Below are 16,135 nucleotides of genomic sequence, written 5' to 3'. Positions count from 1 at the left end.
TTTGAATTGACTGTGCTCTTATTGGTTTTTACTTTTGAAAAAGTAAAACAAAACAGCTCAAGGCTGCTTCCCAATTCAAATGGTCACTTCGTTTCATTGAAACCTAATTTGATACCGAGGTATCTAATTGGATTATCATCAACGAGTGCCCACACAGATTGATAGGTCTATATTGTTAAAGAGCTTGCTTTGCGAGAAGTTTTTCTCTCAAAGCGGAGGTGCATTCTAGCGATTTAGTTGTTAGTGTCAAACACTTTTTTAAACTAATTTTTTGTAGAAGCTTTTTACCTCTTCGACCCTGCTAAAGCCTTGTGGCGTCTGCCGTGTCGATGGATGCGCATTATAGGGAGAAGATTTTCTTTGGCAATACTAAAAATGCATTTTTTCTAAAAAAACATGCCAAATGGATACTTTCCATCCAACCCTAAAATTACCCAGAAATAACACTCAGGATTTATACAATTTACCCACAAAAAGCTGTGGATAACTACTCATCACTATCAAAGAAATAAGAAATACGCGAACGCGGATTTAGATACTCTTTTACTTTATCCGGTAATTTTGACGGATGAATCGCGTTAACTATCTTTATATCTTTTGAGGCAAGATCAATGATTGGCGCTTGCGTCCTTGGTACTGATGGATCGTAAACCAAGACATTCGGGAATAATAAATGCGATGCATTCACTGAGATAACCAGGCCGACCATATTATTAGAAAGCTGAACTACGGTACCCGGAGGAAACACGCCCATAAACTTAATTAGGATGTTCAGGTTCTCTTCTTTATATAGGTGTTTACAGTTCTTATATAAATGAGAGAGTGCGGTATAAGGAATCTTTTGATCTGAGACTATCGGTGTATGACACAAGTTATCAAACGCATTGGCTACAGCAATAATTTGAGCAAACTCGTTGATCTCATCTCCTTTCAGGCCTTTAGGATAACCAGACCCATCTCTTAGCTCATGGTGCTGCGCGATCACAATTCTCGCGACTTCGGGAAAAGCCTCGATTTGACTCGCAAGATCGACGCCATATTTAGTGTGCAACTTTAAGTAGTTGGTTTCTGGCTCTGTTAGAGGTAGTTGCTTTCTTAATATTGCAGTCGGGATTTTTATTTTCCCGATATCATGGAATAGTGCGGAGAAGGAAAGCTCTTTCAACTGTGCTGCTGAGTACCCTTTAGCACGGCCAATCATCATCGAGATAACAGCCACGTTCAATGAGTGGAAATAAATATCTTCAAACTCATTTTTTCCGTTCATCAGATGTAACGTAACATTATCATCGCACATTAACTTCTCGACGATATCTTCAATAAGAAGCTTTGCTTCATCAACTGCTGCTGTCGGACGGTTACGGATTTTAGTCATGACTGAACGCATACGTGCCAGAGAGCGCTCAAACTCTTTTTCACACTGAATCACGCGTCGACGGTATGCACTTAACTTTTCTATGCGGTTCTGTTTTTCTTGCCACATTTTTTGAGTTTCATGATCTAACGACGCTTCGTTTGTTACTCTGTCAGCTTGTCTTTGATCAACAGGGAGTGGAACGGCATCGCTTTGCTCTGGATTAAAGTAAACGAACTTTACGCCGAGGTGGCGGATCATCTCGACTTGCTCTTGGTCTTTAATCTTAAAGCTATTGAGTAGAAAGGGGTGATCGTTCCACTTTAGCGGAAGACGGATATGTAATCCGGGTTGAATACGATCGACCGTTAGTTTAATGGCAGCCACTTATTCACTACTGATTTATATTTCTTAAGAGAGTTAGAATACTAGTAAATTTTGTGAATAAATTCATCAGTAACTATCAAAACATCAAACCGTTATTTCTAAGCGACTCACTTAATTAGATAGAAGTAAGCTACTTTAAGGAACGATCTGCTTTGCGTATTTTAAGCTTGGCCTCGAATACTGGCTTGTCTATTACTTCTTGATCTTTGACTAGCCCCATTAACGTTTGTACCGCTACACGGGCCATGTCACTAATAGGAAAGTGCACTGCTGATACTGTAGGGTAAAGACTTTCACAAAGATCAACACTGTCAAAGCTAGTTAATGAGATTTGCTCTGGTACAGAAATACTATGCTCGTGTAAGTACTGCATTGCGCCAACCGTCATTTCTTCACTGCACGAAAAGACAGCCGTCACATCAGGGTGTCGTTGTAAAATTGCAGCCATTGCATCATAACCACTTTGCCGGCCATAATTCCCTTCTTCACACCAGCTTTCATCAATATCTATACCAGCATCCTTCATTGCATCAATATACCCAAGCTTTCTCAATACACTGTTATGACGTTGGGATGGACCGGCAATACAAGCAATCTTTCGATGACCACCAGCTAAAAGGTGCTCAACGGCAATACGGCTTGCATGATGATGGTTAAAGGTAACACAACGCTCTTCTATTCCTTCCACGTAGCGATCCAGGAGAACGAAAGGTGTTGGCTGTTTAGCTAGTTCACGTAAGTCATCATCTGACAAATAACGACTATGAAGTACATAGCCGTCACAACGTAAATCATTAAAACGCTGAATTGCCTCTTTTTCACCTTGTGCAGAATGATGGCCTTGAGCTGTAATCAAAAACTTCTTATGAATATCCAGCTCGGTCTGAACCTGCTCCATCATCTCGCCAAAGAAGCCCCCCGTATAGTAAGTCACCAATAACCCAACCATATTACTGGATGAGGTTGCGAGTGAACGAGCAATTGCACTGGGACGATAATTCAATTGCGCCATAGCTTGCTCTACTTTTTTTCGAGTTTCCTCGCGAAATTTCCCCTCTCCATTAATAATTCGAGAAACGGTAGAGCGATTTACACCGGCGAGTTCGGCTACATCTTTAATCCTTGCCATAATGCTATTGGGTCCAACTGCAATTGTTATTAAATATTCGTTTGTGTAGAACGGCTGCCAGCAATTCGTAAGGTGCTATAGGGGGCGAAGCTGGCAGCCTTTAATCATACACCGACCATTTGATTGGTAGAAACAAGCTCAGAGTAATCCGTGACAGTTATACCATGATGAGCTAACTGTTCTTTTAAAATGGGAGAGGTAAGAACTTGTAACTCTAGCTCTCGCTGAAGCGCATAGCCACTCTTTAAGATAAGCGCCTGATCGGCCTCTGCCGGGTGGCACATCACCTCAACCAAGTCATAGTCAGCTTTTAAGCTCAATAGATGTGCCATTAAGCCATCCAAGCTCACTTTTTGATCATAAAACTCATCAGTAAAGATATACCTGATTGTCATCGATTCTTGACACAAGCCAGTGCCCCGCAGTGGCACTCGGTATTCATTCGCTACTTCTTTAATAACGGGCAAAATTTGAGGGTGAGTATGCGCGTGATGATGGCTATCTAAGTGGCTTAGCTCCAACCCAAGCGATAAAAAATGTTCCACCTGAGCTTTTGCTTCATCATAAACGACCTGAGTTTCGAAGTCCTGCTTACTCCAAAGTTCGTCATAGTTGATAAAGTGCGCTCGGCCGTTAGTCAAGTTACGATGCTTCGTTATAGGCACACCTGCTGTAAACCTAAGATGAACGCCAACTTTCAAGTCTGGATTATGGCGAGCTAGTTCTAAGGCATGTTGCTCAGCATCCATACCCACCATCATGGTGGTTGAATGAACCACACCTTGCCGATGAGCTTTAACGATGCCGTTATTTACACCTCTCGTTAAACCAAAATCATCAGCATTAAAAATGACTTTCATCGGCGCCCTTCCTTAGTCTTACAACGTCGTTAGTTTAAATTGAGGTAAATACGGAGCGTTCACCGCCAGAATATCATCCAGGATTGACTTGGCGCGGCCAATGTCAGGCACCAATGGGTTATTGGTTAATGCCATAAGCGCCTTGTCATAATTACCTTCGACAGCAGCTTCTATTGTTAGCTGCTCATACGCTTTAACTTGATGGATTAATCCTTTGATATTGTTTGACAACTCGCCAACCGCAAGAGGTTTCGCCCCCCAGCTACCAATCACGGCACTACATTCAATCACAGCATCGTCAGGTAGGCCGTTGATCGCTCCATTATTTAAAACGTTAACAACATGAATACTATTACGATTGTTATAAATTGAATCAACCAGGTTCAGTGATGCATCAGAATAATAAGCACCACCCCGCTCCTCTAACTCTTTCGGCTTATGATCGAGGGTAGGATCTTGATAGAGCTTAAATAGCGCATTTTCTGTTTCCATTACCTGCTCAGCACGAGTGCCTTTTTCATCGGCACTTTGTTTCTCTTCAGCAAGCATGGCATCAGTTTGGTAGAAGTAGCGATGATAAGGACATGGTATCGCCCTCAGTGCTTTTAGAAATGCAGGATCCCACGGCTCTTCCCAGATATTCTTCATACTGAAGTTGGCACCATCACCGACTTTCTCTAATACCGTTTGAGTAATATCTTCCCCATTGAGCCATGCTTTGTGTACCCACACGAGATGGTTTAACCCAGCAAACTCAAGTTGTAGCTCTTTTGGCTCGCACTCCATCATTTCTGCAATCATCATTTCCATTGAAACGGGCACATTGCATAAACCAATACTCTTTACTTTGGTGTACTTACTGACCGCTTCGGAAACTAAACCCGCTGGGTTGGTGAAATTGAGCATCCATGCGTTTGGAGCCAACTCTTCAATGTCTTTACAGATATCAAGAATGACCGGAATGGTTCGCAGTGCTTTAGCAAAACCACCAGGGCCCGTTGTTTCTTGGCCGATGACGTCGTACTTGATTGGGATTCGCTCATCGTTAGCGCGTGCAGCAAGGCCACCAACACGAAACTGCGTCATCACAAAATCCGCATCTTTTATCGCAGCACGGCGATCGAAACCGGCTTTTATCTCAATTTTTGCTCCGGCTTTATCGACCATTCGCTGAGCCAATCCTTTGATGATCTCAAGCTTCTCAGCTCCTGACTCAATGTCCACAAAATGAATCTTCTTAACGGGTAAATATTCTAAGCGCTTAATAACCCCTTCAACCAATTCCGGGGTATAGCTACTACCACCGCCAATAATGGCAAGTTTGATCGCCTCTCTAGACATTTTCATCCCCCTTTATTTGTTCGAGATTTTTTTGTTCAGTGCGACGATTTCTACAGCCATCTCTTGAGCCAAAATCGTAGTCATTAGGTGATCTTGAGCATGCACCATCACTAACGTCATCGGGACTTTCCCTTCTCCCTGATCTTCTTCAATAAGCTGAGTCTGTATTAAGTGGGCTTTATTAATGCACTCTCTTGCTTGAGAGAGCTTCTCATCAGCCGCTTCAAAATCTTGTTCTCGAGATAAACGCAATGCCTCGTAGCTTAAACTTCTGGCTTCACCAGCATTGCAAATGATCTCCATCACAACCAATTCTTGTTCCATTATTTTCTCTCCGAAAATCGGGCCGCGGTAATTGCGGCCCATTAAGCACAGTTAAGCAGTAACGCCTTCGCCTGACGGCTGCGTGTCACCTTTAGTTTCCTTCGTCGTTGGTAGTTCTTGCTCCAACATTTGCTTCTCAAACATTTTGAAGAATGGGAAGTAGATGATTAGATCAAGAACCAATAAACCAATGACGAGCAATACTGGCGCAAAGGTCCAACCGCTACCCCACGAAGCACCTATCAGTGCCGGTGTTGTCCAAGGTGTTGTAGCGACACCCATACCCACAAAGCCGACATGCACAGCAAAATACGCAATCGTAGCGTTGATGACTGGAGCGAAGACGAACGGGATAAACAAGGTCGGGTTCATCACAACTGGGCTACCGAAGATCACTGGTTCGTTGATTTGGAAAAAGCCAGGCACCGCACTCATTCGACCAATGCTCTTAAGGTGAACAGAACGGCTAAACGACATCAGCATAACAAGAGCAAGTGTTGCACCAGAGCCGCCAATAAAGATGTAAAAATCCCAGAACGGTTGAGTAAATACGTTTGGAATCGGTTCACCTGCAACAAAGGCTTCAATGTTGGCACCAATGTTGGTCAAAAAGATTGGAGAAAGCAGTCCAACAACAATTGCAGCACCATGAATACCCGCAAACCAAAGCAGCTGGCAAAGCAATAAAGCGCCAATAATGGCAGGCAATGAGTTAGACGCACTAATTAGAGGTTTAAAGATAGCCATAACAGCGTCTGGAATCAGCATGTCGTACTGGGTTTGTACGAAAAGGCTAAGTGGATATAAGGTAGTGAATATCGCTAAGACTGGTAGCAATACTTCAAATGATCGCGCAATCGCCGGTGGCACCTGCTCTGGCATGCGAATCGTAATATTGTGCTTTTTCATAAAACGGTAGAGCTCCACCGAGAAAAATGCACACATCACTGCGGTGAAGATCCCGGTTCCGCCCATGTGAGACATAGACAACGCGCCATCTTTAGCTGGGGCCGCAATGAGTAAAAAAGACATTAGTGACAATACAGCACTCGTGATCCCATCCATCTTGTAAGCCTTCGCTAAACTATAAGCAACGCCCAGCGAAACAAAAATGGTCATGATCCCCATCGACATGTTGTAGGGCATCATTATGGTATCAAAATGTGTAGTGGCGAAATCGAGCCAAATTCGACCAAAAGTAAAGGTTGTATCTTCGGCAAATGGGGGGAATGCAAAAATCAAAATGAAACTACCGACAATAATAAACGGCATTGCGACAATAAAACCGTCTCTCATTGCGCGAACATGGGGCTGATTCCCCACTTTAGCTGCTATAGGGGCTATATGCTTTTCGACTGCGCCTATAATTGCGTCATAAAGCTTCATAGAATCCATCCTTATTTTAGGCAAAAGAATCCCGCATCAAATATTTATATTTGATGTACAGTTATCTTTTTAATTTAAAACTATGGTTTAGTTAATTAATTCTAATGCTTGCTCTAGTACTTCCTCTCCCTTCATCATTCCATAATGCTGATGAGAAATCGCGTCAATGTTTTTACCATGCTCTTGCGCCGTTTTTCTTAGCTCTTCTAGCTGAAAACGTACTTGAGGCCCGAGAAGACAAACATCGTACTCTTTAATTGCATCTTCAAATGCATTCACTGACATCGCATCAATTTTGCATTCAATTCCTTTATTTTCAGCAGCTTGCTCCATTTTCTTAACAAGCATACTGGTTGACATCCCTGCGCTACAGCATAAAAGGATCTTTTTCATAGCCTTACTCCCGTTGTGTAAATTTCAACCTGCAAAAACTGTAGCAAAAATAACCAAGACAAAAAAGCGCAACCGGTTGCATTATTCGTGAACACAATCCCAATTTAGAAAATACCACCTATTTTTTTGTAATTATTTAGGTCTAGGATAAAAGTTATAAAATAATTTAAAACATCACATTAATTTTCAAATTATCAATATTTTACTACTGACAACGTCGTTATTAATTTCTTAAAAGGAATAGAGAATGAAATTTAATAAATTGGCTATTGCAACGCTTGTAAGTGCCGCACTATCACAACACTCATTTGCTCAAACCGACTCTAAAGGCACAATTTATCTAACGTTTGATGATGGACCAATCAATGCATCTATTGACGTTATTCAAGTACTTAACCAGGAAGATATCAAAGCGACGTTTTACTTTAATGCTTGGCATTTAGATGGAATTGGTGATGAGAATGAAGACCGTTCCCTAGAAGCCTTAAAGCTCGCATTAGACACTGGTCATATTGTTGCGAACCACAGTTACGATCACATGGTGCACAACTGCGTGGATGAGTTTGGACCGAACAGTGCTGCGGAGTGTAATGCGACCGGGGACCACCAGCTTAACTCGTATCAAGATCCTGTTTACGATGCCTCAATGTTTACGGAAAACTTATCTGTGTTAGCAAAGTATTTGCCGAACATTACAAGCTACCCGAACTACAAGGCAACAGAGTTTGCTAGACTGCCCTACACCAACGGTTGGCGCGTGACGAAAGACTTCAAAGCAGATGGGTTATGTGCCACGTCTGATGACCTGAAACCTTGGGAACCAGGATATGTATGCGATACATCCAACCCATCCAACAGTGTAAAAGCAGCTATCGAGGTTCAAAATATCCTGGCGAATAACGGCTATCAAACTCACGGTTGGGATGTGGACTGGGCACCCGAAAATTGGGGCATTGAAATGCCAGCAAACAGCCTTACAGAAGCAGAAGCATTTCTTGGATATGTGGATTCCGCGTTAAACACTTGTGCACCAACAACGATTAACCCGATCAACTCCAAAGCTCAAGAGTTCCCATGTGGTACACCTTTACACGCCGATAAAGTTATCGTATTAACTCACGAGTTCCTATTTGAAGATGGTAAGCGTGGCATGGGTGCAACGCAAAACCTACCTAAGCTCGCTAAGTTTATACAGTTAGCAAAACAAGCGGGTTATGACTTCGACACAATGGATAACTACACACCGAACTGGCAAGTTGGTCATAACTACGACGCTGGCGATTACGTCTTACACCTAGGTACTGTATACCAGGCTGTAACAAACCATACTGCGCAACAAGATTGGGCACCGTCTCCAACCTCTAGCCTTTGGACAAATGCAGACCCAGCCACTAACTGGACTCAGAATGTTTCCTATAAACAAGGTGATGTGGTGACTTATCAAGGTTTGCGTTATCTAGTTGATGTACCGCACGTGTCCCAAGCAGACTGGACTCCGAACACTCAAAATACCTTGTTCACAGCTCTATAGGCTGTTCCTACTATCACCATGTAGTAGTTTGCGCGAGGCATACCCCTCGCGCTTTTTTGTTTTGAAGATCCAGATACAACAAAGCCCCGACTTTCATCGAGGCTCTGTCTTAAAATATGGTACCGGTGGACGGAGTTGATTGGACTGGCATTCCTGCCGCCACCGCGAAGGCAACGCTAACTTCCTTTTGATATTTTCAAACACCTAAAACGACGAAAGGCCGCTATAAAAGCGACCTTTCTAATATGGTACCGGTGGGCGGACTTGAACCGCCACGCCCGAAGGCAACGGATTTTGAATCCGTCGTGTATACCAATTTCACCACACCGGCATCTTTGGGCTATTGCCCTTTGATGGTTGGCATTATACGTAAGCTTTTGACCTGCGCAAGCAGAAATACCTTAAATAACTATCGTTTGCTGATAATTTCGCCACAAAGTGTGACAAAGCTGTACTCATAAGAAACGTACGCTCCATTTTCTACTACTCTTCCAGATGAAAATGAGTATACGAAACTCTTTTTAAGTTCTATTCACTGTAATATCAGAAACATAACCATTCCCAATGCTCGACAACGCATTATGGAGCATCTCTGCGGCATCTTCTGCTTGCATGAAGTGACTCGTGTCCATCGTATTGCCGCTTGTTTTCCAGAATTCCGTATCCATTCCACCAGGATAAACCGCGATAATTTTCATAGGTTTTCCTTTTAGCTCCAAACGAACCGACTCAATTAATCCTTTGACGGCCCATTTCACTGCACAATACGTAGACTCTTGCGCTTTAGGTTGTTGCGCGGCTGTGGACATGATCATGACCACTTTTATTGGATGATCTTTGTAACGCTTTACTAACTCTCTTAGCACATGAATCGCAGAATTCAGGTTGTTATCAATCAACTTTTGAATCTCTTCCGGCTCCTGCTCTTCCAGTAAGCCAAAATAACCACTTCCCGCACTATGAATGACCATTTCAGGGGACTGTTTCACCCCATCAAAGAGCTGTTTCACATTTTGGTGCAATGAGAGGTTGCAAGCTTGATAACCAACGTTATGAGAGAGTTGTTTTGCTAGTGCGGATAGTTTTTCTGTATTTCTTCCTATTACATACGTCTCTTTGCCTTCCGCATCATAACGCTTTGCTAGTTCCGCCCCTAAGCCGCTACTTGCACCTGTAATTACAATCATGCGCTACCTCTTTTCAATCACATACTTTTAATTCATCTATCAATTAAGGTAACAGAATCGTGGTAATTCACACCTCAAGAGCACCATTCTTTGAAGCAAGCAGCTTTCTTACTTTCGTGATGCATGAAATATCAAGCAGAACGACGGGCATTTAACCTATGCTTAAGCAAGAATAACTTTCTGAATTTTCTATCGACTTTCTAGTGAGAACTGAATAGGAGCAAAGAATGACTGGGTCAAAATGGCAGTGGTTACTGAAACAGATGACACGAAAACTGTGGGTCCGGACGTCACTCTACGCATTACTAGCTGTTGCTACCGCCTTAATGTCGATTGTTTTAAACCAGTTCATTACTCTGCCCCCTGCCATCAACGTCAGCAAGGATTTGTTGAACAACATATTAAATATCCTCGCAACCTCCATGCTTGCAGTGACTACATTCTCTCTCAATATTATGGTCTCAGCGTACAGTGCCGCTAGTGCAGGGGTAACGCCGCGAGCGACAAAACTGTTGATGGAAGACAGCACAACACAAAATGCCTTAGCAACCTTTCTTGGCTCTTTTCTATTTAGTTTGGTAGGAATTATCGCGCTAGGTATTGGGGCCTATCATCAACAAGCACAAATTTATCTGTTCATCGTGACTATCGCCGTAATCGTGATGATCATACTCACTCTGCTACGTTGGATTCAGCACCTTTCCGTACTAGGAAGGGTCAGTGAAACCACTTCATACGTGGAGCAAGCCTTGTTAGATGCGATAAGAAAACGGGGCAAAGAGCGTTGGCTAGGTGCTCACCCGTGGAGCCACCCAGAACATAAACCCAGAGGAAGTAAACCTATTTTGAGCCAAGAAATTGGCTACTTACAGCATGTTGATATGCATCATCTCGATAGTATTGCTGAAGCATACCAATGCACCATCTACCTTGAGCGACAACCGGGAAGTTTTGTGTACGTAGGTCAACCATTGGCTTGGGTTTGTGGAGAGTTGCCAGACGAAAGCGAAGTAACGGCAGCCTTCACGATTCGAACGGAGCGTTCATATGATCAGGACCCTCGCTTTGGTTTAGTCGTTATGGCGGAAATCGCCTCACGAGCACTATCTCCGGCTGTAAATGATAATGGCACCGCGATTGACGTTCTTGGGCGTTCTGTACGAGCACTTTCATTATGGGGAGACCTACTCTGTGAGCCGCCTACCAAAACTCGATATCCTAGACTATTTGTGCCCGCATTGAGCTGCCAGGATTTGTTTGATGATGTCTTTTTGCCGATAGCACACGATGGTGCAGCGCAACTCCAAATACAGATTCGCCTACAAAAGGCCTTGCTAGCTCTCTCTAGTATGCACCCTAAGTTATTTTTGTCACCAGCAATCAAGCTGTCAGAAAAAGCTTTAGAGCTTTCATTAAGCCAACATTATACCGAAGATGAGAAACACCAACTCTCTCAACTATCTAATCTGGTCACAGACCAAAGAGCCAATGGTTAAGAGAGTCGAATTCAGTTGAAACATATTGCTGCACGGCCTCGTGTATCATGACATGTGCTGATAACGTAGGGCAGAAAAGTCTCTTCGTTTATACACAATTAAAGACTCTGTGCGTTAGGTCTCTTTTCTCTTGGTGAGGGAATCTATATTCTGACGCACAATTTTTAAGGTAAGTGATGGAATAATGACAACGTCTACAACTCTTCCACCTGCTGGTCTCTTTCGTCGACTTGCAGCGTTGATTTACGACACATTGATTATTATCGCAATTGAAATGATGGCCGCAGGTATTGTTATGGCCGTTGTGTTTGCACTAAATGCAGCAGGATTGTTGAGCTATGGCGAGTACGCTGATGCCGCAGATATGCTCGGAAAGCACCCTGTATTGAGCCCTCTATTTACACTTTATCTTGCGGGTGTGTGGATATATTTCTTTGTGTTCTTCTGGACGCGAGCAGGACAAACTCTTGGGATGCGCGCTTGGAAGCTTCGAGTTCGCAATGCCAAAGACGGAGCACCAATTACGGTAACTCAAGCTCTGATTCGTATTTCGACATCTGGCTTTGGCTTGGCAAATTTGACTGTACCGATTGATCCGAAGAAACGTGGTTTCCACGACATTTGGGCCAAAACAGAGGTTGTTGTATTACCTAAGGCAAATTAACTTGTCTAGGAACACAAAAAAGGAAGGCGTAATGCCTTCCTTTTACATTTGGTTCGGTAAAACTTGGTTTATTCGATGATGCTTCAGTTATAGCTTTCTTCGTAGCAGTGCAATCGCAATAGCTAAGAACACCAAACTCGGGGCCAAAGCACCAAACACTGGGGATATGCCATACACCAAGCTTAATGGGCCAAAGAACTCACTGGATATGTAAAAAGTAAACCCGGCAACCACGCCCGACAATACCCTTGCCCCCATGGTCACGCTTCTGAGTGGACCGAAAACAAAAGATAGCGCCATTAACATCATCACAGCAATTGAAAGCGGCTGAGTCAACTTACGCCAAAACGCCAACTCATAGCGAGATGCATCTTGTTCCGATGCTTTTAGGTAAGTCACATAATCATACAAACCGCTCAGTGACAGTTCTTCTGGCTTCACGGTCACCACAGCTAGCTTATCCGGTGCCAAAGAGGTGTGCCACTCCATCTGTTCGATGTCTTGCTTTGAAATTACGTTTTCATTTTCCATGTCCGTAATTTGTACGTAGCGCATCAGCCAGTTGTTATCTTGTTGGTAGTCGACTTCTTCGGCGAAAATAACTTTTTGTAGATTCTTATCATCATCAAAACGCCACATATTTAAAGCATAAAGCTTGTCGTCTTCGACTTTACCTATAAAGATAAAGTCGTTTGCGTCACGAGCCCACACACCTGAGCGCACAGACACAATGCTACCACCTGATATCGCAAACGCACGTAAGTCACGGGCCATCTTCTGGGCCTCAGGAGCGCCCCATTGACCTAACGCCATAACAACAATCATGAGCGGGACGGCCGTTTTGAGTACCGATAACCCGATATCCAGCTTAGAGAAACCAGCAGCTTGCATCACCACCAGCTCAGAGCTTGAAGCCAACATACCTAAGCCGATAAGGGCACCGAGTAATGCCGCCATTGGAAAGAACATTTCGATATCACGCGGCACACTGAGTAACACAAAGTACAACGCATGAGTGAGGTCGTACACACCTCGCCCTACTTTACGTAGCTGTTCTACATATTTGATGATGCCCGATAAGCCAACAAACGTCGCTAAAACCAAGGCAGTGGTAGAGATGATGGTTCTACCGATGTAAAGGTCTAAGATTTTGAACACAGCTTACGCGAGCCTCTTCTTGCGGAATTTGTCTTTTATTCGTCTAGCAGCAACGCTATCCATCATATTCGCCATGATAGCAACAATCAGCAACATCGCATTGATTGGCCACATACCAATAGCAGCCGGGATGTCACCATCTTCTAATGCAGATTTGGTTGCACTGATCGCCAAGAAATACGCTAGGTAGATCAGGATCGCAGGCCCCATTTTGGCAAACCGTCCCTGACGCGGATTCACCGCAGACAAAGGAATAACGAGCATTGTTAAGAGTGGAATGCACACAAATAACGAAATTCGCCATTGTAGCTCCGCTTGCGCCTCTGGATCTGGGTGACCTATCAAGTCAACCGTTGGGTATGCTTCCCAGTCTCGCCCTTTCTTTTTGACCTCACGTTGGCCGATAACACCTTCGTATTCATCGAATTTCGTGATCATATATTCAACGCGAGTAGGCACACCTTCATAACGCGTACCTTCTTTCATAGTGATGATCTGACGACCGTCCGAAAGCTCTTTTACTTCACCAGAAGATGAGAACATCACACTTGGTAACACTGAATCTCGAGGGCGCATCTGCGCAACAAAAACGTTGCTCAAGGTATTGTCTTTAATGTCATCGATGAACACAACCGATGAACCGTCTGGTGTACCTTGGAACTGACCTTTTTTAAGTAGGTCAACGCTGTTTTCTGACGCTACCTGCTCATAAAGCTGCTCAACGCGGTCTTGAGACCACGGCGATAGCCACAACGCATTGAAAGCCGCCACCGCTGAAGTAATCAACGCTAGGTATAAGGCCGCTTGAACCAAGAATTTATTACCAATACCTGTCGCGTTCATTACGACAATTTCGCTCTCTGCATACAGACGACCAAATGTGATCAATATGCCGATATACAGACTTAAAGGCAGCATTAACAGACCCATTGCTGGCATGTTCAAACCAACAATCGAGAAAATCAATCCAGCAGGAATATCCCCATCAGAAGCATCAGCAAGAACACTTATGAATTTCTGGCTTACAAACACCAAAAAAAGTACGAAAAAAATCGCAAATTGGCTCTTGAGTGTTTCGCGGATCAAATATCTAACAATAATCACGCTGAAATTACCTATACAAAACTTGTTTTTTTGGTCGAATCACTATAGTTTCCCGTTGAACCATTTATTTTTTTAAAAATTATAAACTAGATGTTAGTCGCTTAATCAGCTCTGCATGTAAGCCTGGAGCTAAAATTCAACAAGTAAGCGATCATTATCTAACATTTAGAGCAATTTGTCTTCAGGATGTAGGAGTACGCATGGAGTTCAGTGTAAAAAGTGGCAGTCCAGAGAAACAACGTAGCGCATGTATCGTTGTTGGTGTGTTTGAACCACGTCGCCTTTCTCCAGTAGCCGAACAACTTGATAAAATCAGTGACGGTTACATCAGTTCACTACTTCGCCGTGGTGATCTAGAGGGTAAACCTGGTCAGATGCTGCTACTGCATCAAGTACCAGGTGTTTTGTCAGAGCGCGTTTTACTTGTCGGTTGCGGCAAAGAGCGTGAACTTGGCGAGCGCCAGTACAAGGAAATCATTCAAAAGACGATCAGCACACTTAACGAGACAGGCTCAATGGAAGCGGTATGTTTCCTAACTGAACTGCATGTTAAGGGTCGTGATACATACTGGAAAGTGCGCCAGGCTGTAGAAGCGACTAAAGATGGTCTATACACATTTAATCAATTCAAGAGCGTGAAACCTGAGACTCGCCGCCCACTGCGCAAGCTTGTTTTCAACGTACCAACGCGTCGTGAATTGAACTTGGGTGAAAAAGCAATCACTCATGGTCTTGCTATCGCATCAGGTGTCAAAGCCTCAAAAGACCTTGGCAACATGCCGCCAAACGTAGCTAATCCAGCTTACCTTGCTTCTCAAGCTCGTCGTCTAGCGGACGATTACGAAACCGTAACCACCAAAATCATTGGTGAGCAAGAGATGGAAAAACTGGGTATGACCTCTTACCTAGCAGTAGGCCGTGGTTCTAAAAACGAATCTATGATGTCTATCATCGAGTACAAAGGTAACCCTGACTCAGATGCAAAACCGATTGTGCTCGTAGGTAAAGGTCTAACCTTCGACTCAGGCGGTATCTCTCTAAAGCCGGGCGAAGGTATGGATGAGATGAAGTACGACATGTGTGGTGCGGCATCGGTATTCGGTACAATGAAAGCGCTAGCGAAGCTAAACCTACCAATCAACGTTATTGGTGTTCTAGCGGGCTGTGAAAACATGCCTGGCAGCAACGCTTACCGTCCAGGTGACATCCTAACGACCATGTCTGGTCAAACTGTAGAAGTTCTGAACACGGATGCTGAAGGCCGTCTTGTTCTTTGTGACGCACTGACTTACGTAGAGCGTTTCGAACCAGACTGCGTGGTTGACGTTGCAACGCTAACTGGTGCTTGTGTTATCGCACTAGGCCACCATATCAGCGGCGTAATCTCTAACCACAACCCTCTTTCTCATGAGCTAGTAAACGCTTCTGAGCAAGCGAGTGACCGTGCATGGCGTCTACCAATGGCAGACGAGTACCACGAACAGTTGAAGAGCCCGTTTGCGGATATGGCAAACATTGGTGGTCGCCCTGGTGGCACAATTACTGCGGGTTGCTTCTTATCTAAGTTCGCGAAGAAGTACAACTGGGCACACGTCGATATCGCAGGTACCGCGTGGAAATCAGGCGCAGCGAAAGGCTCAACGGGCCGTCCTGTCTCAATGCTTGTCCAATTCCTTTTGAACCGCAGCGGCCAAGAGACAGAAGAGTAATTTCTGAACAGAATCTAAAAGGGCCGCAAGGCCCTTTTTTATTATCCTAATTTTCTAAAATGAAAGTGGGACTTAAGATGGTCTTAGGAAGAGACCCAAGGCAAGTGAGAGA

General features: G+C 43.9%; 14 protein-coding genes and 1 tRNA gene. 4 read left to right on the top strand and 11 right to left on the bottom strand.

What is annotated here, in order from left to right; translation table 11 throughout:
* Window positions 1–487 precede the first annotated feature (487 nt).
* From R7Q41_RS20785 to R7Q41_RS20755, 7 genes are all read right to left on the bottom strand, one after another.
* Window positions 488–1,741 (bottom strand): HD-GYP domain-containing protein, encoded by a 1,254-nt coding sequence (locus R7Q41_RS20785; protein WP_005381029.1) that lies wholly within the window; start codon window positions 1,739–1,741, stop codon window positions 488–490.
* Between the two features lie 130 nt (window positions 1,742–1,871).
* Entirely contained in the window at window positions 1,872–2,870 is a 999-nt protein-coding gene (locus R7Q41_RS20780; RefSeq protein WP_005381031.1) for a LacI family DNA-binding transcriptional regulator, read from the bottom strand.
* 104 nt (window positions 2,871–2,974) lie between these two features.
* Complete coding sequence (gene chbG, locus R7Q41_RS20775; RefSeq protein ID WP_213970011.1) at window positions 2,975–3,730, bottom strand: chitin disaccharide deacetylase; 756 nt, start codon at window positions 3,728–3,730, stop codon at window positions 2,975–2,977.
* Between the two features lie 18 nt (window positions 3,731–3,748).
* Window positions 3,749–5,071 carry a 6-phospho-beta-glucosidase gene (locus tag R7Q41_RS20770; RefSeq protein WP_318109218.1) on the bottom strand — a complete coding sequence of 441 codons (1,323 nt, stop codon included), beginning with the start codon at window positions 5,069–5,071 and terminating at the stop codon, window positions 3,749–3,751.
* Window positions 5,072–5,083: 12 nt separating this feature from the next.
* Window positions 5,084–5,395, bottom strand: a complete 312-nt coding sequence (locus R7Q41_RS20765; protein WP_031777269.1) for a PTS lactose/cellobiose transporter subunit IIA — start codon at window positions 5,393–5,395, stop codon at window positions 5,084–5,086.
* Window positions 5,396–5,446: 51 nt separating this feature from the next.
* Window positions 5,447–6,781 (bottom strand): PTS sugar transporter subunit IIC, encoded by a 1,335-nt coding sequence (locus tag R7Q41_RS20760; protein WP_206971005.1) that lies wholly within the window; start codon window positions 6,779–6,781, stop codon window positions 5,447–5,449.
* Between the two features lie 87 nt (window positions 6,782–6,868).
* Window positions 6,869–7,174 (bottom strand): PTS sugar transporter subunit IIB, encoded by a 306-nt coding sequence (locus R7Q41_RS20755; protein ID WP_065274866.1) that lies wholly within the window; start codon window positions 7,172–7,174, stop codon window positions 6,869–6,871.
* Between the two features lie 247 nt (window positions 7,175–7,421).
* Here R7Q41_RS20755 and R7Q41_RS20750 point away from each other — a divergent pair, with 247 nt between their 5' ends.
* Window positions 7,422–8,705 (top strand): carbohydrate-binding protein, encoded by a 1,284-nt coding sequence (locus tag R7Q41_RS20750; RefSeq protein WP_005381066.1) that lies wholly within the window; start codon window positions 7,422–7,424, stop codon window positions 8,703–8,705.
* A 246-nt stretch (window positions 8,706–8,951) separates the two neighbouring features.
* Here R7Q41_RS20750 and R7Q41_RS20745 read toward each other — a convergent pair.
* Both R7Q41_RS20745 and R7Q41_RS20740 read right to left on the bottom strand, forming a co-directional pair.
* A tRNA-Leu gene (locus tag R7Q41_RS20745) sits at window positions 8,952–9,036 on the bottom strand.
* Between the two features lie 190 nt (window positions 9,037–9,226).
* The gene (locus R7Q41_RS20740; protein WP_213886858.1) at window positions 9,227–9,892 is read right to left on the bottom strand and encodes an SDR family NAD(P)-dependent oxidoreductase; all 666 of its coding nucleotides are present in this window, start codon (window positions 9,890–9,892) and stop codon (window positions 9,227–9,229) included.
* Between the two features lie 227 nt (window positions 9,893–10,119).
* Between R7Q41_RS20740 and R7Q41_RS20735 the strand changes: the two genes are divergently transcribed.
* Both R7Q41_RS20735 and R7Q41_RS20730 read left to right on the top strand, forming a co-directional pair.
* Complete coding sequence (locus R7Q41_RS20735; RefSeq protein ID WP_225466679.1) at window positions 10,120–11,388, top strand: DUF2254 domain-containing protein; 1,269 nt, start codon at window positions 10,120–10,122, stop codon at window positions 11,386–11,388.
* Between the two features lie 184 nt (window positions 11,389–11,572).
* Window positions 11,573–12,052, top strand: coding sequence for an RDD family protein (locus tag R7Q41_RS20730; protein ID WP_005381070.1), 480 nt, complete (start codon window positions 11,573–11,575; stop codon window positions 12,050–12,052).
* Between the two features lie 87 nt (window positions 12,053–12,139).
* Here R7Q41_RS20730 and lptG read toward each other — a convergent pair whose 3' ends face one another.
* Both lptG and lptF read right to left on the bottom strand, forming a co-directional pair.
* On the bottom strand, window positions 12,140–13,210 hold the full coding sequence (gene lptG / locus R7Q41_RS20725; RefSeq protein ID WP_005381071.1) for an LPS export ABC transporter permease LptG: 1,071 nt from the start codon (window positions 13,208–13,210) through the stop codon (window positions 12,140–12,142).
* 3 nt (window positions 13,211–13,213) lie between these two features.
* Entirely contained in the window at window positions 13,214–14,314 is a 1,101-nt protein-coding gene (lptF, locus tag R7Q41_RS20720; RefSeq protein WP_005381072.1) for an LPS export ABC transporter permease LptF, read from the bottom strand.
* Window positions 14,315–14,514: 200 nt separating this feature from the next.
* Here lptF and pepA point away from each other — a divergent pair, with 200 nt between their 5' ends.
* On the top strand, window positions 14,515–16,023 hold the full coding sequence (gene pepA, locus R7Q41_RS20715) for a leucyl aminopeptidase (RefSeq protein WP_005381073.1): 1,509 nt from the start codon (window positions 14,515–14,517) through the stop codon (window positions 16,021–16,023).
* Window positions 16,024–16,135 lie beyond the last annotated feature (112 nt).

Source organism: Vibrio sp. 2096, assembly GCF_033339595.1.
Classification (GTDB): Bacteria; Pseudomonadota; Gammaproteobacteria; order Enterobacterales; family Vibrionaceae; genus Vibrio; species Vibrio alginolyticus.
This window is presented reverse-complemented; position numbering and strand designations above follow the sequence as displayed.

Coding starts and splice junctions, on each gene's coding strand:
- R7Q41_RS20780 (WP_005381031.1), bottom strand. CDS start 2,870: ATGGCAAGGATTAAAGATGTAGCCGAACTCGCCGGTGTAAATCGCTCT.
- chbG (WP_213970011.1), bottom strand. CDS start 3,730: ATGAAAGTCATTTTTAATGCTGATGATTTTGGTTTAACGAGAGGTGTA.
- R7Q41_RS20770 (WP_318109218.1), bottom strand. CDS start 5,071: ATGTCTAGAGAGGCGATCAAACTTGCCATTATTGGCGGTGGTAGTAGC.
- R7Q41_RS20765 (WP_031777269.1), bottom strand. CDS start 5,395: ATGGAACAAGAATTGGTTGTGATGGAGATCATTTGCAATGCTGGTGAA.
- R7Q41_RS20760 (WP_206971005.1), bottom strand. CDS start 6,781: ATGAAGCTTTATGACGCAATTATAGGCGCAGTCGAAAAGCATATAGCC.
- R7Q41_RS20755 (WP_065274866.1), bottom strand. CDS start 7,174: ATGAAAAAGATCCTTTTATGCTGTAGCGCAGGGATGTCAACCAGTATG.
- R7Q41_RS20750 (WP_005381066.1), top strand. CDS start 7,422: ATGAAATTTAATAAATTGGCTATTGCAACGCTTGTAAGTGCCGCACTA.
- R7Q41_RS20740 (WP_213886858.1), bottom strand. CDS start 9,892: ATGATTGTAATTACAGGTGCAAGTAGCGGCTTAGGGGCGGAACTAGCA.
- R7Q41_RS20735 (WP_225466679.1), top strand. CDS start 10,120: ATGACTGGGTCAAAATGGCAGTGGTTACTGAAACAGATGACACGAAAA.
- R7Q41_RS20730 (WP_005381070.1), top strand. CDS start 11,573: ATGACAACGTCTACAACTCTTCCACCTGCTGGTCTCTTTCGTCGACTT.
- pepA (WP_005381073.1), top strand. CDS start 14,515: ATGGAGTTCAGTGTAAAAAGTGGCAGTCCAGAGAAACAACGTAGCGCA.